The following is a 20541-nucleotide window of genomic DNA, read 5'->3' as shown; positions in this document are numbered from 1 at the left end:
GGAGCGTTTATTTCACCGGTCGGCAAGTATTGCGCATGGAGTTCGATCTGCCCGACGAGCACCGGATGATCCGGGACACCGTCCGGGAGTTCTGCGAGGAGGAAATCGAGCCGATCGCCCAGGAGATCGAGGACGAACACCGCTTCCCCGAGGAAATCTTCGCCCAGCTCGGCGAACTCGACGTGATGGGCGTCCCCATTTCCGAGGAGTACGGCGGACTCGGCGGCGACACACTGATGTACGCTGTGGTCGCCGAAGAACTCGGTCGGGTGTCGGGTTCGGTCGCGCTCTCCTACGTCGCACACACTTCGCTGGCCTCGAAGCCGCTCGAGCTGTTCGGTACCGAGGAACAGAAAGAGCGCTGGCTTCGTCCGCTCGCGGAGGGCGAGTACCTCGGTGGCTGGGCGCTCACCGAACCCGGCAGTGGCTCTGACGCGTCGGACATGGACACTCGAGCCGTGAAAGAAGGAGACGAGTGGGTGCTCAATGGGACAAAGCAGTTCATCACGAACGCGAGCGTCGCGGGTTCGGTGCTCGTGAAGGCTGTCACTGACCCCGGGGCGGGCTACGACGGCATCTCGACGTTCATCGTCGACCCCGAGGACGACGGATTCGAGGTGACGACGGTGTGGGACAAGATGGGGCTCAACGCTTCCCCAACCTGCGAGATTTCCCTCGACGACGTTCGCGTCCCCGAGGATCGGCTCCTCGGCGACGTCGGCGAGGGCTGGGACCAGACAAAGAAGACCCTCGACGGCGGCCGCATCTCCATCGCGGCAATCTCGACGGGGCTCGCCCAGGGCGCCTACGAGCACGCCCACGCCTACAGCAAAGAGCGCGAACAGTTCGGCAAACCGATCTGTAAGTTCGACGCAATCCGGGACAAACTCGTGGACATGCACCGCAAGACCGAGCGTGCCCGACTGTTGACCCACAAGGCCGCCAGTCGGTACGACAACGGGCAATCGGTGACGAAGGAGTCGGCTCTCGCCAAACTCGACGCCAGCGAGGCGGCCCGGAAGGTCGCTGAGGATGCCGTCCAGGTGCTGGGCGGCTACGGCTACACGACTGATTTCGCTCCCCAGCGCTTCTACCGCGACGCGAAACTGATGGAGATCGGCGAGGGCACGAGCGAGATCCAGCACCTCGTGATCGGCCGCGAGATCGGGCTGTAGCGCCCTCGAGTGTCGACGTCGTTCGGTTACTCCAACGTCACTCGATCGGGTAGTCATCCGTCCCGAAAAATTGGTTTCACCAAAGGTAACGATCTATTGTCGAGGTTCTCTGTGCGAGGAGACGAGCCGTCCGGTCACGGATCAGACAATCGGACGGATGCCAAACGAGTACACGAAACGGAGGGGTATATAAAACGTTCAAATCGACACACGTAGGGGCGTTGAACCGAACTTTCTACTGGACGAACAGCGAGAAACCACCAGACGTGGCGGACTTTGACGTCACTGCTCCCGCGAGAACCGAGACACCACCATAAATCGAACATGTAATGGTCTGGACGTGAACCGGTCGTCTTCCGACTCGGAATCGATAGACGGGTGTGCATCGATACCAGATATACACACCTCTGTGAACGCGCACGTCCGTTCAATTTCGCCACGCTGGCCTCCTTTAAGTGAAATTGGTGCTTAACTCGATTTCCCGGAAGGTGAAACAGGGATCATGTATGAATTGTGTGATATGTGGGAATGAGGCAGGGTACAACAGGGCTGCGATCGATCTATACAGCGGCGCAGAAATCGGTCGGCTGTGTATGAACTGCGAGAAAGACGAATTCGGCAAGACGCTCCAGTACGCGAGCCGCCGAGACGGCACCGAGTGCGAACTCTGTCGACGCGACGGCCAGATTTCCCTCCCGCGATATCTCTCCCAGGTAGAGACCCGGGATCAGTCGCTGGTCTCGACGAGCGTGCTCGAGGACGGCGACGTCCCGTGTCTCTGTGACGAACACTTCCACGAACTGACGCGGACGCCGGATCGTCGGACGGTGGTCGGCCCATGACGATCGCCGTCAGGAGACAGGGCGAGTGGATGTCGAAGAACGACGAGCGAATACTCGAACTGCTGTGTTCCACCGATCGGTGCCGCCCTCGAGACGTTCGAGACGAACTGAACGATCTCGGAATCGCGCTCCGTCTCGACTACGTCGACAAGCGACTCGAGACGCTCGAGGACGCCGGGCTGGTCGCTTCCGACGCATTGCGATTTCGGATCACCGATCGCGGGCGGGCGTACCTCCTCGGGGAGTTCGACGCGACGTCAATCCGTTCGCCACAGCTGTAGTGTGTCGAACGAAAACCCATTCTGAGCCGGCAACGGTCTTAACCTGAATCTCGAGCAGCGACGCTGATCGAGCAACTCGAGAGCTATCCGCATCCAGGCCACGCACGGCGGCTCACAGCCCAGGGCGCCGCCGTCGTCGCCGCTCCTCGAGCAGTGCCTTCGCTCGCTTGCCGGGCCCACCCTCGATCGGCCAGCCGCGGGTCCGCCACGCGGGCGGTTCGGGTTCGACGTGCGAACAGCGACTGCTACACTCCGCGGCCGTCTGACAGCGCCCCTTCGCCGCACACCACGGCAGGAGCTGACCCGCCGACCGTAACTCGAAGTGTCGGCAATCGGAACGCATTGTGTCGACGAACGCCCGCCAGCCGCGTTCGTACGCGCGCTCGGCGATTTCGAGCCGTTTTCGCGCCTTGGCTTCGGGATCGACGTACTCGAACTGTGCTGGTGACGCGTCTCGCGGGCCACCCGTCGGTCGTTCGAGGATGCGCGTACCCGGCCCGTCGACGTCGAGACGCCGGGGATACCACGCCACCTCGCTCTCGAGCGAGTCGGGATCGAGCGTCAGGATGCCCGCCTCGACCGGTAGGCGCTCGAGCAGGGCGGGTTCGATCCGTTCGCCCGTCTTTCGGGTGGCCACCCACACCTCGTCGGCCAGCGCCATCGCCACGTCGTACTCGAGTTGCGGGCGCAGGGCGCGTGCGGCGCTCGCGTCGAGGTCCGGCTTGTTCTCGATGGCGACGATCCGGCGTATCCACTTGCGGTAGGGCCACTTGCGTCGGATCTCGATCCGGTTGCCGTTCCGGCGCGTCTCGAGAATTCCGCGGTCGTCGGCCTCGTGGATCGATTCGCGGACGTAGCGCCACGGGTAGCCGGGGTCGGGGAGACAGTCGCGGTAGTACGCCCACTCCTCGGGCGCGTTTCGGAGGACGTGCAGCAGGTCCCCGTCGAGGCGTTTCTCGCCGAACTTCGCGCGGTGGCGGAGCGCGTCGGGGTCACACTCGAGGACGATGGTATCCCAGCGACGCCGCTTCGTCCCGAGTTGCCGGGCGACCAGGACGGCAGCGTCGCTCGAGTCGGCCGCCCACTCGCGTTCGGCCCAGCGGCAGGTCCGCAGTTCGAAGTGGAACTCACTCTCACTCTCGGTCGCGACCCGGTTCACGGCCGTCGTAGGAGGTCGGGGATCAAAAACGCTCGTTACTCGAGCCGTGGCTGGCGGACACCGGGGTCGCATCCGAATTCGCTGCTGAACGGTTACGGAGTGCTGAACGACTCTCGGAGACGGCGCAACCGCTCCCCGGGGCGGCTCTCGATGGCGGCTCAGCGAGACCTAAATCTCGCCGTCTTCCTCGAGGTCGTCGAGGTAGACGTGGGCCTGCTCGAGGATCTCGCGGGGCCCGTCCTGGGTGACCGTGTTGACCGCCTGCTCGTAGTCACGCCACTGGAGGTCCCGGTGTTCCCTCGAGAGTTCCGCACTCGCTTCGAACGACTTCGCGACGAAGAGGTGGACGGTCTTGTGGATCGTCTTCCCGTTCGCCTCGAAGACGTAGTCGTAGTCCTCGCGGAAGCCGTCGAGTAGTCTGAACTGTTCGATACCTGCCTCTTCCTTGATTTCGCGGATCGCCGTCTGCTGTAGTTCTTCCTCTCCCTCGACACCGCCCTTCGGAAACTCCCAGTCGCCCGGGCGGCTCTTGAGTAGAAGATACTCGCGCCGGCCCCGCGTGTCGCGGAAGAGGATCGCGCCTGCGCTCGTAGCTTCGACTGCCATTGCCAGAAATAGCAGGCCGGACGTTAAGAGAATATCGGACTGTTCGTCTCCGGTGAACGCGACTCAGCACCTTTTTCTGTCCCCGTCGTGGATTAGTGCATAATACAACCATGACCTTCGTCACCCGTCTCAGACTCCAGAGTGGGGATCGGGCCGCCCTGGACGGCATCGTCGAGGACATCAAGGCGACCGCCGAGAAGAAAGGAGCCGCGCTGAAGGGACCACACTCCCATCCGCCGGAAAAGTACACCGTTCCACAGCACCGCCGACTTCACGCGGACGACGACCGCCGCTTTTCTGCGTGGACCTACACCGTCTTCACCCGCGAGCTCGAGATTCACGGCCACGACAACCTCGCCCGGAACATCGCCTCGCAGAATTTCCCCGATTCGGTGCACATCGAGGCCGAAGTCGAGCAGGTCCGGGGCGTCGGTCAGGGCCGAAGCTGAGCGTCGTCTTTGTCGGTTCCGATTTGCGATTGTAGCCGTCACAATCTCGTCATCGTTCTCGTCGTCACGGTTCTGACGCACACGCACATCGCCGCGTTCATCAATCCTTTTACCGTTCCCGAGAAGAGGGTCGTATGCACGACGCCGAACTCGTTTCGCTCCGCCGAGACCTCCACCGGAAACCCGAACCCGCCTGGCGGGAATTTTACACCACCGCGCGAATCGTCGAGGCCCTCGAGAGCCTCGAGGCCGACCTCGACCTGTACGTCGGGCCCGAAGCCATCGACGGCGACCACCGCCTGGCGTTGCCCGAGGACGGCGAGATCGACGCCTGGTACGAACAGGCCCGCGAGTACGACGTCGACCCCGACGTGCTGGCCTCGCTCGAGGGCGGCTACACAGGCGCCGTCGCGGTCCTCGAGCAGGGCGAGGGTCCGACGGTCGGCCTCCGGGTCGACATCGACGGCCTCCCACGAATCGAAGCCGACGGCGAGGATCACGAACCCGCGGCTGAAGGGTTCCCGTCCGAACACGAGGCCATGCACGCCTGCGGCCACGACGCCCACGCGACGATCGGTATCGGCGTGCTCGACGCCGTCGCCGAGAGCGGCTTTCAGGGCACGTTGAAAGTGTTCTTTCAACCCGCCGAGGAAGTCATCGGCGGCGGGAAGGCGATGGCCAAGAGCGACCACCTCGCGGACGTCGACTACCTGCTGGCGATGCACGTCGGCCTCGACCACCCGACCGGCGAAATCGTCGCCGGCATCGACGGCTTCCTCGCCGTTTCCCACCTCGAGGCGACGTTCCACGGCGAACCAGCCCACGCGGGCGCTCGTCCGGAAGAAGGGCGTAACGCGAATCAGGCGCTCGCAACGGCCGTCCAGAAACTGTACGCGATCCCGCGCCACTCCGACGGAGAGACGCGAGTCAACGCCGGCGTCATCGAAGGCGGCTCCGCGGCGAACATCATCGCGGAAGAGGCCCGCCTGGTCGCGGAGGTGCGTGGCGAGACGACCGAACTCATGGAGTACATGCGCGAGAAGGCCACGCGGGTACTCAGGTCCGCAGCCGAGATGCACGACTGCGACCTCGAGATCGAACTCGGTGCCGAAGCGCCGAGCGCGACGAGCGACGCGGAGCTGGCCGACCTCGTTGCGGAGGTGGCGAGCACGACCGACGGCGTCGAGCGGGTCCTCGAACGCGACAAACTCGGCGGGAGCGAGGACGCCACCTTCCTGATGCGGGAGGTCCAGCAACACGGCGGGCTGGCGTGTTACGTCGGCGTCGGCACGGATCACCCCGGCGGCCACCACACCTCGACGTTCGACGTGGACGAGGCGAGTCTGCGCCACGGCGTCGACGTCCTGGCGGGGACGATCGAGCGAGTGGGACTCGAGCGACCCTGAACGACTGGGAGAACGCGTCAGAGACTTCCAGCGACCAGCGACTTTACAACCCTCGTGTGAGAACGGGAGAGCGATGGAAGACGTTCTGTGGTACGTCCTCGCGAGTTCCCGCGGGGGTCCGACGCGCGTCCGGATCCTCAGGGCGCTCGAGGAGCGACCGCGGAACGCCAACCAGCTTGCGACTGACCTCGAGTTCGACTACACGACGATTCGCCATCACCTGGACGTCCTGATGGAGAACAACGTCGTCCGCCGGACCGACGACGACTACGCGGCCGTCTACCTGTTCACCGAGCAGGTGCGGTCGAACTGGGACACCGTCGAGACCGTTCTCGAGGCGGTCGATCCGGACTCGGAGGCGAGGTAATCGTAATCATGGATCAATTTTGGACAACACGGATAACCGTCGACTGGAAAGGTGGGGATAGATGAGCACCCTGTTCACGATCGCCTGGGTCGCCGCGGCGGTGAACGTCGTACTACTGGCGGCTCTGGGCTGGGTCTGGGTGCAGGGCTACCGCCGACACGGCGCGAGTCACACCCTCGGGTTGCTCGTGTTCGCGTCGTTACTCCTCGTCCAGAACGGGGTCTGGCTGTACTTCTACCGCCTCCACGAGGGGTACATCGGGTGGTTCGTCAACGCCGGCGTCGATGTGCAGGCCGGAATGGTGCTCCTCTGTGGCCTCGAGACGGTCGCCCTGGCGTTCCTCGTTCGCATCACCTGGTCCTGACGGGGTGTTTGGACACGAGGTCGTGACGGGGCGATTGGGGACGAATTATGGACGGAGTTCGGAAAATCCTCATCTACCATATCAGCGTCGGTTGTGGTATGTCGATACCACGACGAACGGTCCTGCTCGCGGTCGGCTCAAGCGTCGCCATCGCCGGCTGTCTCGGCGACGAGGAATCGGACAGCGGGAGCGAAGATTCGACGGACGGGACGCAGACAGACGATAGCGACGGTTCGGGTGACGACGATAGCGAAAGTGAGAGCGAGAACGAGAGTGAGAGTGAGAACGAAAACGAGACCGACGGCGAAGGCGAATCCGACGCGACGGTTCGAGTTCGGTCTCATCCCGACCTCGGCGACGTTCTCGTCGGGCCGGAGGGGCTGACGCTGTACAACTTCGACCAGGACACCCGAGACGAGATGGCGAGCACTTGCTACGACGGCTGTGCCGATGCGTGGCCGCCGCTAACGGTCGACGGGGAGCCCACCGCCGGCGACGGTGTCGCCGCGACGCTGACCACGTTCGAGCGGGACGACGGGGAAACACAGGTGGCCGCCGCCGGCTGGCCGCTGTACTACTTCGCCTCTGACGAGGAACCGGGCGACGTGAATGGCCAGGGCGTCAACGACGTCTGGTGGGTCCTCGAGCCCGACGGAACGCCGATTCGGCCGGACGATGGCGATGGCTCGGATGACCCAGATGGCGACGATGGCGACGACGGAGTCGGTTACTGACGGTGCGTGAATCCCCCGCCACCTGAGCCGTCGATTGGAAGGACCACACCTCGACATTCGACATCGACGAGGAGAGTCTGGGTCACGGCGTGGACTACTGGCGAGCGGAATCGAAGAGATCAACCTCGAGTAGCCCCGCGTCGTTGCTCGATGCTGACTACCTAAACGTCTATACGCTGCTTGAGAACGGCTACGTCACCCAACACGGATAATCGCGGTGCATTTGCGTTCCAGTGGACTCACTCGATTTGCTCTCGAGTTGTTGCTGATCCAGTACCGTCTTCAGTTGCTACGACGGCGTCTGGAAACGGCCCGTCGACGGTAATCGTGGCTCGATAGGTTACCAGTTGGTCGATGTCATCACATTCGTCACTCGCGTCGTGCTCTCGGGAGACGCGAAATTGTAATTCCCGCTCTTCGGCGTCGTAGGTCGGGTCGTCGTACGCCGCTTCGTAGCACGTGCTCCCGATTGAATACTGCCCCTGGACGTAGATTTCTCCCGCCTCTCGTTCGTAGCTTACCGACGGTGGATCCGTTGCTTCCGCTTGAACGTCGATGTCCGTCTCGAACTTCGTATCAGTGATCGCCGTCTCACCCGCGGCCTCGTCGTTGTCGTCACTACTTCCGTCAGCGGTGGGGATGTCGCCGAGGCAGCCAGCGACAAGCGTGCCGAGGCCGCTTCCAACACCAGCGAGTAGTTTCCGTCGGTACATACATACGGCATATGACAAGTGATATGAATACTTTGTGTAGATTCAAATTTCTATTTCACATTAATGCATCCGTGAAATATGGTGGGTGTGAAGGGAACACGAGTAGAGAAACGACAACGTTGATGGCTGAGAACGACCGTTAGTACCGTACCAATCGTTATCGACAGTTGCAATTGTTCGGTAAAATCTACGATTGTGTCTGTGGACCCTGACGATCAATACTTGGGATCCGCACCTGTCGTTTCGTACACCGTCTCCATCAGGTCGTCGCGTTGGCGCTGCCAGTTCGGGAGCGCGTCGGGTCTCGAGGGATACCCCTCGTACTGCTCGAGCACCTCGTCGGCCCGGCGCTTCGTCCGGTAGAGGTTCAGGATCGTCCCCCAGTGGCCGCGGCTCTTGACCAGTGCCTCGAGCTTGAGTTTCATGCCGATGTCCGTACTGCCCGAGTAGAGGGCTTCGGCGAGTTTGTCGCCGGGCATGGCCGCGAGAAGGCCCATGAGGTCGTCGACGTCGACGGCCGTCGAGAGGATGTTGTAGACGTCGAGAGCGGCGTAGCGGGCGCCGTAGTGGTCCATCACGCGCTCGTTGTACGCCCAAAGGGCGTGCTCGCTGACGTCGCCGTCCTCGATCGCCTCGATCGCCTGCTCGCCGGCGTACTTGCCGGCGTAGGCGGCGCCCGCGATACCGCCACCGGTGGTCGGGTTGACGTGGCCAGCAGCGTCGCCCACGGCCATAAAGCCGGGGTGCACCGCGGAGTCGTAGGGCCGTCGGGTGGGGAGCGCGGCGCCGAGTTTGTCCTCGACGCGAGCGCCTGCGAACTCCGGTCGGTCCCGGAGGTCGCGCTTGAGGTCCTCGACGAGCTTCATCGGCTGTTCGGTCATCTGGAAGCCCAGGCCGGCGTTGATCTCGGTGTCCGTCCGCGGGAAGTACCAGAGGTAGCCCGCGGCGCGCTCGGTCGGCTTGAAGACGAGAGCGTCGCTCCACTCGACTGGCTCCTCGACGTGGACGATCTCCCGGTAGGCCGAACAGAACTGCGAGTAGGTGACGTTGGTGTCGAACGTCGAGTCCGAGAAGTCGACCTTGTCCTGGAGGAGCGAGAGCGACCCGGCGCCGTCGATCACGATGTCGGCCTCGTACGTGTAGGGATCGCCGTGGGACATCGCCCGGACGCCCGTGACCCGCCCGTCGTCCGTCTGGATCACGTCCTGGACGACGGTGTTATAGTGGAACGTCGCGCCTGCGTGCTTCGCCCCCTCGATGATCCGGCGGCCGTACTCCCAGCGATCGACGACAGCCAGTTCGCCGGGGACCGGAATCTCGAGGACGGTGTCCTCCTGGGGAATCTCGAAGCGACCGTGGGTGACGTCGGTGTTGGTGAACGCCGGCTCGAGCTGGGACTTGGGGATCGCCTCGGGGAACGCGTCCGCGCCCTTCAGCGCGTCGCCGCAGGCGATGTGTCCAGCCTGTTCCTCGGACTTTCGCTCGAGGACGACGACCTCGTAGCCCGCCTTCGCGACGGTCGCGGCGGCGTAACACCCTGCCGTGCCGGCGCCGACGACGACGACGTCTGGTGACTGCTCGCGCTGGCCCGTCGTCGCGGCCGACTGCTCCATGCTGCTCATAACTCGACTCTCCACACTGGGGTAAGAAAACGTTTTTCGTGCGCCGGCGACCGCTCCGGAGTGTCGCCGTCTCCGATTCTGTCGGGAGGAAAACGACAGAGAGGGATAAAGAGTTTTAGTACGGTCTTTCGTACCGGCCAGTATGACCGAGTACACCGTCGAATTCGTCGGCACGGGCGAGACGATCACCTGCTCCGACACCCAGACGATTCTCAGTCGCTGTCTCGAGGAAGGAATCGCCCAGGAGTACTCCTGCCGCGTCGGGATGTGTCTGGCGTGCTCGGCGGAGATCCTCGAGGGCGAGGTCACCCAGCCGGCGGCCCGCGGGTTGACCGAGGAGGAGGCCGAGAACTACGCGCTGACCTGCATGGCTCGACCACAGTCGGATCTGCGACTCGAGCGCGGGAAGTATCCGCCGAGCATCGAGGCCGATATCGACTCGAACGCAGACGGGAGTACAGCATCTGCCGACGACTGATCGACAGGACGACGACAGACACCAGATTCCTGACCTAGAATTTCAGTTCAATAGTCCATCCTACGACGGTGCTTCAAAAGGTCGTTCCGAAGAGATCCTTCCTCGAGAGAGAGAGAGAGAGAGTTTGAACCGCCCGGTTATCGCTATCGGCGTTCCTCGAGGGCGACGAAACGAGACGAGACCAGGAGTGTTACAAGCAGCGCGGCGAGCGTCGCCGAGATTCCGAACCCGGGTATCGTGTCGTCGGCTTCGTCTCCGGGGTCATCCTTTGGTTCGTCGTCCGGTCGGTCGTCCTCGCCTACACGGTCGTTCCCATCGGTCTCGTCGGGAGAGTCGCGACCGTCGGACTGGTCGTCTTGGCCGTTTGGATTGTCGGATCGGTCGTCTGCACCGTCAGCGTCGTCCTTAGCGGAGCTATCGTCCTGATCGTCCGAACCGTCCGGTTCCTCGTCCGTCTCGGTCTCATCGTCGGACACCTCGAGGGTCGCTCGCTGATCGCCGGCCGATAGAGTGTAGGTACCCGCCTTCTCGAACGTATGGATCACCGTCACCGTCTCAGAGTTGCCGGCGGAAACGGTGACAGACTCCTCGAAGACGACCGTGCCGTCGACGCACAATTCGGCAACGTGATTCCCGATAGCGTCGCCAACGTTCTCGAGGGTGAGTATCACGGCCACCGTTTCGCCGGCTCGGACATCGGTCGACTGCATCGCGAGGTCGGTGACGACGATGTCGGCGCTCCCCGGGCTGGAATCTCCGTCGTCGGATCTATCTTCGTCCTCAGAGTTGTCATCGTCATCACCGTTGGTGCAATCATCTTCTCCCGCAGACGGCGTCGCGACCGTGAACGTGATCTTCTCTGTATGTCCGTTCCCCGCCGCGTCTGTGACGATCAACTCGAGCTCGTGGGTCGAGCCGTCGACCAGTCCCGTCGCCCGATACTCGACGTACTCGCTCGTGACCGTCGTGGTATCGTCGAACGTGACAAGCGCGTCGTCGAAGAGGACAACTGTTTCGTCGATGTCCACACCGCTACCCACGTCGTCGAATTCGAATCGGAGCGTCGTCGACGACGTACCGGCGGCGAACTCGTGTCCGTCGGCCGGGTTGCTGGCGGTGATCGCGGGCGGGGTGACGTCGGTCGTCACCGCGCCGTAGGTCGAAAAGTGGGTGACAGTTGCCACCCAGTACTCGCCGGTCGTTCCGTCCGGCAAGGTAATAGTTTCGACCGCGGTCGGTACGTCCTCCCACGCTTCCGACGTCTCATTGTAGTATCGGATGGTCACGTCTTCGACTTCGGTTCCGGGACCGAGAAGCGACTGATCGACCGGGACGCCGATGACGCCGTGACTGAGATTATTCGAGAGGCGCGACTCGAGCGAAGCGTCCAGGAAGTTCACGCCCAACTGATCGGTGCCGAGCGGCTTCAGGGGAACTTCGCTCGTCGTCACCGTGGCGAACGTGCCGTTGACCGGCTGGTCTGTGATGAATTCGACGAACAGTCCCGAAGGTACCATCTTCAGCAAGATGGTATTGTTCTCGTCCGTATCTCCGCTCACGAAGGATGCTCTGGCCTCGCCAGTTCCGCGGTTTCCGGCCAGGTCGAGGCCCGTCGCGGTGACGTTGTACTGCCCGTCGTCGGGCAGCGCGAACGTCCCGTTCCGGTCGGTCAGACTAACAGGGGTGACGCTGCCGTCCGGGCGCTCGAGCTCGACCGAGAGCGACCCGAGTTGGATCGATTCGCTCGCGTCGACGGTCAGGTTCCCGGTCGATCCGTCCACTCGGTCAGCGACGATGGCGAATTGTGGCGGCATCCTGTCCACGACGACCGGTGTAGATGCCGCAGCGTCGTCACGGTTTCCGCGGTCGTCGGTCGCTTCGACGATCACGGCGTACTCGCCGTCGTCGACGATAGCGTTTCCGTCGAACGACGCCGTCCAGTTTCCGGTGCTCGTGTCGTAGGAGGCGGACTCCTTGAGTCGGAACGGCGAAAACTGTGACTGCAGCGTAACGTCGACGCCGCTGACCGAGCCGAACGCGTCGGTGACGTTCATCACGACGTCGATATCGTCCGTTCCGTTCAAGTAAACGCGCGAGCCGTCGTGAGACGTCGCGGTGACGTCGACCGCGTGAACGGTCGGCGCACCGTCGTCGTAACCGGTCCCAGTGAGTTCGACGTCGATAGTCGGTTCGTTCGGGTCGTCGCTGTGGATCGTTAGTATCGCATTCGCCGTCCCAACGGCCGCTGGCACGTACTCGAGGGTGAGTGTACGAGTTTCCCCATATCCGAGTTCTGCCGACGCGTTCCCCGCGGTCACCTCGAAGTCGGATACGTTCGCACCAGAAATCGTCGCGCCGGAGACCGTCAGATTCTGATCGCCGACGTTGGCCACGGTGATCGTCTCTGTGGCGGTCGTCCCAGCGGCGACTGTGCCGAAGTCGATGTCGCCACGGGCCACCGAAATGGCGGCCAACTCGGTAGTCGAGGCGTCGACCACGGTGATCGTCACGGGGGCGTAGGAGGAGTACTCGCCGTGTTCGTCTCGAACGAGGTAGGTGAAGCTGTCGACGCCGACGAAGCCGGGATTGGGGGTGTACGTGATCTTCCCGTTGACGACCATCGACGCCGTTCCATTCCCCGGGTTCCCGAAGTTGCTCGCGATGAACGAGTCTCCATCGAGGTCGTAGTCGTTGGCGAGGACGCCTGGTTCCTCGACGGTAAGCGTTTCACCCTGGCGAACGACGTAGTGGTTCGGAACGGCGCCGGGTTTTCGGTTCGGATCCGGAAGCACCTCGACGGTGATCGTGCCGTGCGAGGAGTACTCGCCGTGTTCGTCTCGAATGAGGTAACTGAAGCTGTCCGTGCCAGTGAACCCCGGATCGGGGACGTAGGAGATCTTCCCGTTGACCACCATTGAGGCCGTTCCGTCACCTGGGTTCCCGAAGTTGCTGGCGATGAGCGAATCGCCGTCGGGGTCGTAGTCGTTGACGAGGACGCCCGGCGCGTCCACGGTTAGGTTCTCTCCTTCGACGATCGAGTAGTGATCGTCGGTCGCACTCGGTTTTCGGTTCGTCGCCACGACTTCGACGGTGATGGTGCCAGACGAGGAGTACTCGCCGTGTTCGTCCCGGACGAGGTAGGTGAAGTTGTCGACACCGACGAAGCCGGGATTGGGGGTGTACGTGATCTTCCCGTTGACGACCATCGACGCCGTTCCGTTGTTCGGACTGCCGAAGTTACTGGCAATGAGCGAGTCGCCGTCGGGGTCGTAGTCGTTGGTGAGGACGCCCGGTGCGTCCACTGTCAGGTTTTCGCCCTCGTAGATCGAGTAGCTGTCCGAAACGGCCGTCGGTGCTCGATTAGGATCCGGAAGCACCTCGACGGAAATCGTGCCAGACGATGAGTACTCGCCGTGTTCGTCCCGGACGAGGTAGGTGAAGCTGTCTGTGCCGGTGAAACCCGGATCCGGGGCATAGGTGATCTTCCCGTTGACCACCATCGACGCCGTTCCGTGGCTCGGACTGCCGTAGTTACTGGCAATGAGCGAGTCGTTGTCGTGATCGTAGTCGTTGGCGAGGACGCCCGGCGCGTCCACGGTCAGGTTCTCACCCTCGAGCGTAGTGTAGTAATCGTCGACGGCCACCGGCGCCGCCCGGGCGGGATCGATCACTTCGATGGTGATCGTGCCGGACGAGGAGTACTCGCCGTGTTCGTCCCGGACGAGGTAGGTGAAACTATCCGTGCCGGTGAACCCCGGATCCGGGACGTAGGTGAGCTCCCCGTTGACCACCATCGACGCCGTCCCGTTGCTCGGGCTGCCGAAGTTGCTCGCGATGAGCGAGTCGTTGTCGGGGTCGTAGTCGTTGGCGAGGACCCCCGGCGCGTCCACCGTTACATTCTGACCACGGAGGGTGGCATAGTGATCGTTGACCGCCGTCGGCGCACGGTTCGTTGCCACGACTTCGACAGTGATCGTGCCGGATGAGGAGTACTCGCCGTGCTCGTCCCGGACGATGTACGTGAAGCTGTCCGTGCCGGTGAATCCCGGGTCGGGAGTGTAGGTGACCTTCCCGTTGACGACCATCGAGGCCGTCCCGTTGCTCGGATCGCCGTAGTTGCTCGCGATGAGCGAATCGCCGTCGGGGTCGTAATCGTTGGCGAGGACGCCCGGCGCATCAACGGTCAGGTTCTCCCCCACGACGATCGAGTAGCGGTCGTCGACGACCACCGGCGCTCGATTGGGATCGGGGAGTACTTCCACGGTGATTGTGCCGGATGAGGAGTACTCGCCATGTTCATCCCGAACAATGTAAGTGAAGCTGTCCGTGCCGATGAATCCCGGGTCTGGGACGTAGGTGACCTTCCCATTGACCACCATCGACACATTGCCGTGACTCGGACTGCCGTAGTTGCTGGCGATAAACGAATCACCGTCGGGATCGTAGTCGTTGGCGAGGACGCCCGGCGAGTCCACGGTCAAGTTCCCTCCTGCGACGATCGAGTAGCTGTCTGAGACGGCGACGGGTGCTCTGTTCGGATCTGGAAGCACCTCAACGGTGATTGTGCCGGATGAGGAGTACTCGCCGTGGTCGTCCTGAACGATATAAGTAAAGCTGTCCGTGCCGGTGAATCCCGGGTCGGGAGTGTAGGTGACCTTCCCGTTGACGACCATCGAGGCCGTCCCGTTGCTCGGATCGCCGTAGTTGCTCGCGATGAGCGAATCGCCGTCGGGGTCGTAATCGTTGGCGAGGACGCCCGGCGCGTCCACAGTCAGGTTCTGGCCCTCGATCGTAGTGTAGTAGTTTGCGGCCGCGATCGGTGCGTGGTTCGGGTTCGTGATCGTGCCGTTGCCCGAGAGCGCTACGCTCACGGACGGCTCGTCGGGGTCGTCAGTCAAGAGTTCGAGCGTCGCGTCCGCCGATCCGGTAGCGGTCGGCGCGAACTTGAGGGTGACGGTGGAGGACTCACCCGCCGCGACCGTGGTCGACGATCCGCCGTCCGTGACGGTATAGACGCCTGCGTCGGGACCGGTGACCGCCGCGTCGTCGACGGTGAGCGGTCCGCCGCCGACGTTCGAGACGGTCACGTTCGCCGTCACGTTCTCCCCGACCTCGACGGCGCCGAAGTCGACGGTCTCCGGCGCGACGTCGACATCCGGCTCCCCGGACACGTTCCCCGAGAGCGGGACGGTGACGACCGGTTCGTCCGGGTCGTCGCTATGGATTTCCAGCGCAGCGGTCTTGGTTCCGGGCGTCTCCGGCGCTATGTACACCCTGACGTAGCCGGATCCGCCCCACCAGAGATATGCGTACTTCGTCGAGTCGTCCATCGTGATGGAGAACTCGTCGGCGTCCGGACCCGTGATGACCGACTTGTTCCAGTGAAGGTCCCCTCGTCCCAGGTTCGTCACTTCGAAGTCATTGTACACCCACTCGTCGACGTCGACGGTACCGTAGTCCCAGTTCGAAGGAGACACGTCGACGTCGGGTTTTTCGGGTTCCGGTTCAGTCACCTGTACCGTGACGGGCGGGAGGTCAGCGATGGTGACGCCGTAGGTTCCGGTACTCGAGAACGAGTGGGTGAACTCTACCGTCTCCTCATCGTTATATCCCGTCCCGATCGAACCGGTAGCGGTGTCGACGACCGTTCCGTTGACCTCGAAGTCGACCACGTATCCGCAACTCGCGTCGGCCAGATTCTGCACCGTAGCTGAGACGGTGAACGACTCGCCGGTGGAGACGTTCGTCGAAGAGGTGGAGAGCCCGGAGTAGCTCAGCAGCGTCTTCGGCTCGTCGGTCGTGCCGCCCTCGAGGGCGAGCAGCGGGTAGGTGCCGTCGTCGTTCTCCAGTCCGGTTGCGTAGAGCGTGCTGTCGACGACTGCCGGCGTGAACGAGCGACCGTAGTCGCTGTCGTAGCGCCAGAGGAGGTCGCCGGTGTCAGCGTCGTAGGCTCGAATGGCGCTGTCGGTCGTCGGAACGTACACCACCCCATCGGTGTACACGGGCGAGTACCGGGTGGCCGTGCAAACCGAAGTGCTCCACAACCGATCTCCGCCAGTCGAATCCCCGGTCGCGTCGACCGCCTGCACGGATCCGTCGGCGGTGAAGTACAGCGTGTCGTTCGCTAGCGCAGGTGACGACCCGGTATAGCCGTCGACGTTCGCGGGCGTGCTCCAGATGGTACTGCCGTCCGTCGCGTCGAGTGCGTAGAGGTTCGCGTCGGTGCTGCCGTACGCTGCGTCGTCGACGTAGACGACACCGTCTTTCACGACGGGAGAGTGGAGGCGCGATCCGGTGCCTGCGACGTCTCGACTCCACTCCACCTCGCCCGTATCCGCATCGAGCGCGTAGGTGTAACCGTCGTCGCTCGTCACGTAGACCGTTCCGTTCTCGACGGCTGGCTTCACGTTCATCCCGTAGTACGAACTCGCCCGGATGAACGTCCACAGGACCTCCCGGGTGGACGCGTTCAGCGCGTGAACGGTGCCGGAGTTTGCCGAGTCGACGTACGCCTGTCCGGAGACGTAGGCGACGTCGTCGACAATGGTAATCCCACCGACGTCGTCTAGCCCGTTGTACGTCCAGATCCACTCGCCGGTCACTGCGTCGAGCTGGTAGACCCGCCCGTCGGTCGTCCCGACGTAGAGGTACCCGCCCGCGTACGTCGACGGTACTGCGAGGTCCGTCGAGGAGTGGGTCGGGTACTCCCACCGAAGCGTGCCGTCCGTCGCGTTGTGAGCGTAAACGAACTCGCCGCCGCTGATGTGGTTGCCGCCGACGAACACCGTGTCGTTCGCCACCGTCGGGCCGGTCGTCCACTCGTAGGAGTGGTTCACCGCCCACGCTTCAACATCCGGGCCGACCGCGGTCGGCACCCCGGTTCCGGTGTTGTTACCGGTGTTCCCAGCGTCGGCGCTCTCCTTCGGCCAGGCGTCCGGCCCGGACGGCATCTCGCGCGGGCCTATGAACGAGATCGTCTCGCCGTCGCGACCGTCCCCGACGCTGACCGTGACGCCGTGGGTCAGATCGTCGAGATACGCGCTCATCCCCGTGTTCTCGTAATCCGACTGCAGCGTGAACACGTAGTCTCCGCGATCGTCGAGACGGACCTCCCAGGTGATCGTCTCGCTCTCGCCGGGTGCGAGCGTCCCGCTTTGGCTGGAGTAGTTCCAGATGTGGTGGTTCTGGCGGCTCGAGTCCGGAGACACGCGGAGGTTCGCGTTCCACGATCGCTCGAGGTCGCCGACGTTCGTCACCGTCGCCGTGACCGTGGCGTTCTCGCCGTTGGCGAGGCGGTCGGACTCGACCGCGAGGTTCGAGAACTCGAAGTGACCGCCCTCGCTCAGGGCTCGAAGGGTTTGACCCTGGTCGGTGGTTCCGAACATGGTGCCGTTCGTGACGGCTACGACGGCGCCGGTGGCGCCCGACGTGATGTCGGTGCTCCCCATCGATTCGCCCGTGAGGGCGTCGTAGATGGAGGTCCGATCGTTGTGTCCGGACGCGTACACGAGCCCGTCGACGACCGTGAACGAGTATCTGTCGCCGTAGCTCCGTCGCCACTCGAGGTCACCCGTGGAGGCGTTCACCCGATTCAGCCGCTGGTAACTGTACGACGAGCTCGTCTCCCGCTGGCGGACGAACACGGCGTCGTCGGTGACGACCGGTTCGAAGAGATACCACTCGTCGTACTCGGCCGACGACGTCGAAACGTTCGGTGGGCTGAACCGCCACGCTTCGCTCCCGCTGGTAGCGTCGACGGCGACGAGTTCTTCGGCCAGCGAGCCGTCCCCGTTGCGCGATCTGTCGATCGCGTACACGAGGTCGTCTCGAACGACGATCCGATCGTCCAGATCGAGGTCAAGGGCGGAGTTCTTCCACACCTGATTGCCGCTCGATGCGTCGATCGCAACGACCGACTGAACGTACTCGGTGCCGCTCGACTCGATTTCGTCGGTGAGCCCCACGAACACCGTGCCGTTCTCGTACGTGAGCGGATAGAAGTACTCGAGTTCGTTCTCCGAACCGATCGTGTGCGTCCACTCGATGCCTCCGGTAGCCGCATTGAGGGCGTAGACGGACGCGTTCGCGTTGTCCGGATTCCACTCCGTTATCGCACCGGAGACGTACACGTGTCCGTTCGCGATGACGGGGGCCTGATCGGCTGTGATCGACCGGTTCAGGTCGATATCCTGCGACCAGGTGACGTTTCCGTCTGCCGCGCCGAAGGCGTACACCGTACCCACCGCGGGATCGGGCGCGCCGTCTCCGTACCCGTACGACGTCGTCGCGTAGACGTACGCCGTGCCGTTGTCCACCGTCACCGATCCGGCGGGAATCCGATGATCCGCCGAGAAATTGTGTTTCCACAGACGAGCTCCCGATTCGAAGTCGTAGGCCTCGAGGCTGTACAGACTCGGACCGTTGAAGCGGTCGCGAATCACGTAGACGGTGTCGTCCGAGACGACCGGCTCGAAGCGATCATCGTAGCTAGAGACGTTCCAGCGCTCCTGAACGTGCCGTTTCGGTCCGTCCGTATCCGCGTTCGACCCCGACGCGCCGCGGTCGAATCCGCGGATCGGCCAGTCGTCGACCGGATCGGGGTGGGCGACGTCGACCGTCACCGGTCCGATGGCCGGTTCGCGCTCGAGTTCACGCTCGACCGAGAGGTTCCAAGAGCCGGACGTGGTGAACCGCGTCGCGAACGTCAGCGTCGCCGACTGTCCGGGAGCGAGCTGTCCGGTCTCGGTGTCGACGGCTCGCCGGTCGTCCGGGAAGACGTTCTCGGCCATCAGCGACAGGTTGTAGTCGCGGGCCACGTCGTCGACGTTCTCGACGGTCACGTCTACCGTGAGTTCCTCACCGGGAGCGACGACCGTAGCCGACGGCGTCAGTCCGGAGAACGCGAACTGTTCCTCCTCGAAAGCGTAGACGCGGACGACGTTTTCACTGCTCGCCGTTACCGGGGCGTGAACGTAGAGCCGGTCGTCGGCGATCGCCGGTTGCGTCAGCCGTCCGTCGACCCGTTCGGTCCACAGCAGGTCGCCAGTGCTGGCGTCGAGGGCGTCGACGAACCCCCGGTCGTTTGTCGCATAAACCACGTCGCCGGCGACGGCCGGCGGGTTCGCGGTCATTCTCGTGTAGGTGAGTCCGTAGTCGACGTCACCGTCCATCCGGTGAACCCACTGGCGCTCGCCGGTAGTCCCGTCCAGAGCGTGGATACCGTTGCCCATCGAGACGTACACCGTACCGTCGGCGATGGCGGCGCCGATCGGTCTCGCGTGAGCGTCGTAGATCCACTCGACGTGGCCGTCCGTCTTGTTCAGTGCGTAGAACTTCGGATCGTAGGTCTCACCCCCGTAGGATCCTTCTTCCCCAGCGCCCACGTAAACTGTCCCGTCGTCGACCACAGGAGCCATTTCGATGTGGCCCTCGGTCTCGAATCGCCAGCGCTCCTCGCCGCTCGAGGCGTTCAGCGCGTACACCGCGCGCTCTCTGTCGAAGGAATCGGAGAGCCATCCAGTAACGTAGACAGTGTCATCCGAAGCGGCCATACCGCCGGATTCGTCGTCAGCGTACTCGACATCCCACAGCGCCGTTCCGTCCTGGAGGTCGTAGGCGTACAGTCGGTGACCGGTGTACGTCGTGCGCTCGACATAGAGCGCGTCATTCAGAATGACCATCGATCCCGCGTAGAAGTCGGTGACGTTCCACAGTTCCGTGCCGTCTGACGCGTCGTAGGCGCGGATTTCATCGTCGATGGTATTAGAGGTGACGACGGCGACCCCGTCGGAGACGGCGACGCGCTCGACTTCGATGTCGGTGTCGTTCCACAGCAACTCGCCAGTTTCGTTGTGTAAGACTTGGAGCCCGTCTCGAGTCGGCACGAACACTCGACCGTCGGCGACGACTGCCGGCTCGTGCTGGCTCTCGTTGTCGGCTTCGTACACCCACAGCACATCGACGTCGGTCGCCGGTCCAGTGGTATCCGGATTATGTCCCGTGCGAGCCGAGTCGCGACCAGCGGTTCCCCAGTCGCCAGCGTCAAGTATCGATACAGAGTCGACGAGGTCGACAATTGCCGAGGTCCCGATCGCCGCGATTTCGCCATCGTTCCCGCCGAAGATGGCGTTCCCATCGACGGTTTCAACTGTCGATTCTACTCGCCCTACCTGGCTGGTCGCAAGATCAGCTCGATCGAATTGGTCAATTATCACTGGCCTCGGCTCGTCCGAATACGAATCACCGTCACCAGTCAATGCGAGTGCCGTGGGCCCCGTGGCAATGGTCGAAAGTACGACCAGCACTGCTATCACTCCCCCCAACAGTCGTTGCATGCGATATGTGC

General features: G+C 63.2%; 14 protein-coding genes. 9 read left to right on the top strand and 5 right to left on the bottom strand.

What is annotated here, in order from left to right:
* Positions 1 to 35 precede the first annotated feature (35 nt).
* The 3 genes from ACFQS4_RS19490 (at position 36) to ACFQS4_RS19480 (ending at position 2298) form a co-directional block, all read left to right on the top strand.
* A complete protein-coding gene (locus tag ACFQS4_RS19490; RefSeq protein WP_500195638.1) occupies positions 36 to 1175 on the top strand; it encodes an acyl-CoA dehydrogenase family protein in 1140 nt (379 codons plus the stop codon).
* 593 nt (positions 1176 to 1768) lie between these two features.
* Positions 1769 to 2017 carry a hypothetical protein gene (locus tag ACFQS4_RS19485; protein ID WP_500195635.1) on the top strand — a complete coding sequence of 83 codons (249 nt, stop codon included), beginning with the start codon at positions 1769 to 1771 and terminating at the stop codon, positions 2015 to 2017.
* Positions 2014 to 2298 carry a MarR family transcriptional regulator gene (locus ACFQS4_RS19480; protein WP_500195633.1) on the top strand — a complete coding sequence of 95 codons (285 nt, stop codon included), beginning with the start codon at positions 2014 to 2016 and terminating at the stop codon, positions 2296 to 2298. The genes ACFQS4_RS19485 and ACFQS4_RS19480 overlap by 4 nt, the downstream gene beginning before the upstream one ends.
* 112 nt (positions 2299 to 2410) lie before the next feature.
* On the opposite strand, the gene ACFQS4_RS19475 is transcribed toward ACFQS4_RS19480, so the two are convergent.
* The gene (locus ACFQS4_RS19475) at positions 2411 to 3457 is read right to left on the bottom strand and encodes a DUF5787 family protein (protein WP_500195630.1); all 1047 of its coding nucleotides are present in this window, start codon (positions 3455 to 3457) and stop codon (positions 2411 to 2413) included.
* Between the two features lie 168 nt (positions 3458 to 3625).
* Entirely contained in the window at positions 3626 to 4063 is a 438-nt protein-coding gene (locus ACFQS4_RS19470; RefSeq protein WP_253437843.1) for a bis(5'-nucleosyl)-tetraphosphatase, read from the bottom strand.
* A gap of 110 nt (positions 4064 to 4173) precedes the next feature.
* On the opposite strand from ACFQS4_RS19470, the gene ACFQS4_RS19465 reads away from it, so the two are divergent.
* The 5 genes from ACFQS4_RS19465 to ACFQS4_RS19445 all read left to right on the top strand — a co-directional run bounded on the left by ACFQS4_RS19465 (position 4174) and on the right by ACFQS4_RS19445 (position 7383).
* A complete protein-coding gene (locus ACFQS4_RS19465; protein WP_254157954.1) occupies positions 4174 to 4512 on the top strand; it encodes an uS10/mL48 family ribosomal protein in 339 nt (112 codons plus the stop codon).
* Between the two features lie 134 nt (positions 4513 to 4646).
* Positions 4647 to 5918, top strand: a complete 1272-nt coding sequence (locus tag ACFQS4_RS19460; protein ID WP_500195627.1) for an amidohydrolase — start codon at positions 4647 to 4649, stop codon at positions 5916 to 5918.
* Between the two features lie 73 nt (positions 5919 to 5991).
* The gene (locus tag ACFQS4_RS19455) at positions 5992 to 6285 is read left to right on the top strand and encodes a winged helix-turn-helix domain-containing protein (RefSeq protein WP_312909355.1); all 294 of its coding nucleotides are present in this window, start codon (positions 5992 to 5994) and stop codon (positions 6283 to 6285) included.
* A 61-nt stretch (positions 6286 to 6346) separates the two neighbouring features.
* Complete coding sequence (locus ACFQS4_RS19450; RefSeq protein ID WP_500195624.1) at positions 6347 to 6649, top strand: DUF8036 family membrane protein; 303 nt, start codon at positions 6347 to 6349, stop codon at positions 6647 to 6649.
* Positions 6650 to 6747: 98 nt separating this feature from the next.
* Positions 6748 to 7383 carry a COG4315 family predicted lipoprotein gene (locus ACFQS4_RS19445; RefSeq protein ID WP_500195622.1) on the top strand — a complete coding sequence of 212 codons (636 nt, stop codon included), beginning with the start codon at positions 6748 to 6750 and terminating at the stop codon, positions 7381 to 7383.
* A 239-nt stretch (positions 7384 to 7622) separates the two neighbouring features.
* Here the strand turns inward: ACFQS4_RS19445 and ACFQS4_RS19440 are convergent, their stop codons facing one another.
* Positions 7623 to 8096, bottom strand: coding sequence for a hypothetical protein (locus ACFQS4_RS19440; RefSeq protein WP_500195620.1), 474 nt, complete (start codon positions 8094 to 8096; stop codon positions 7623 to 7625).
* A gap of 215 nt (positions 8097 to 8311) precedes the next feature.
* The gene (locus tag ACFQS4_RS19435) at positions 8312 to 9718 is read right to left on the bottom strand and encodes a geranylgeranyl reductase family protein (protein ID WP_500195618.1); all 1407 of its coding nucleotides are present in this window, start codon (positions 9716 to 9718) and stop codon (positions 8312 to 8314) included.
* A gap of 142 nt (positions 9719 to 9860) precedes the next feature.
* Between ACFQS4_RS19435 and ACFQS4_RS19430 the strand changes: the two genes are divergently transcribed.
* Positions 9861 to 10196 (top strand): 2Fe-2S iron-sulfur cluster-binding protein, encoded by a 336-nt coding sequence (locus ACFQS4_RS19430; RefSeq protein ID WP_500195616.1) that lies wholly within the window; start codon positions 9861 to 9863, stop codon positions 10194 to 10196.
* Positions 10197 to 10339: 143 nt separating this feature from the next.
* Here the strand turns inward: ACFQS4_RS19430 and ACFQS4_RS19425 are convergent, their stop codons facing one another.
* Positions 10340 to 20410, bottom strand: a complete 10071-nt coding sequence (locus ACFQS4_RS19425; RefSeq protein WP_500195614.1) for a cadherin-like domain-containing protein — start codon at positions 20408 to 20410, stop codon at positions 10340 to 10342.
* Positions 20411 to 20541 lie beyond the last annotated feature (131 nt).

Source organism: Saliphagus sp. GCM10025317 (assembly GCF_042663665.1).
In the GTDB taxonomy this organism is placed as follows: domain Archaea; phylum Halobacteriota; class Halobacteria; order Halobacteriales; family Natrialbaceae; genus Natronosalvus.
Note: the sequence above shows the minus strand (reverse complement) of the source record. Positions and strands in the feature narration are given on the sequence as shown.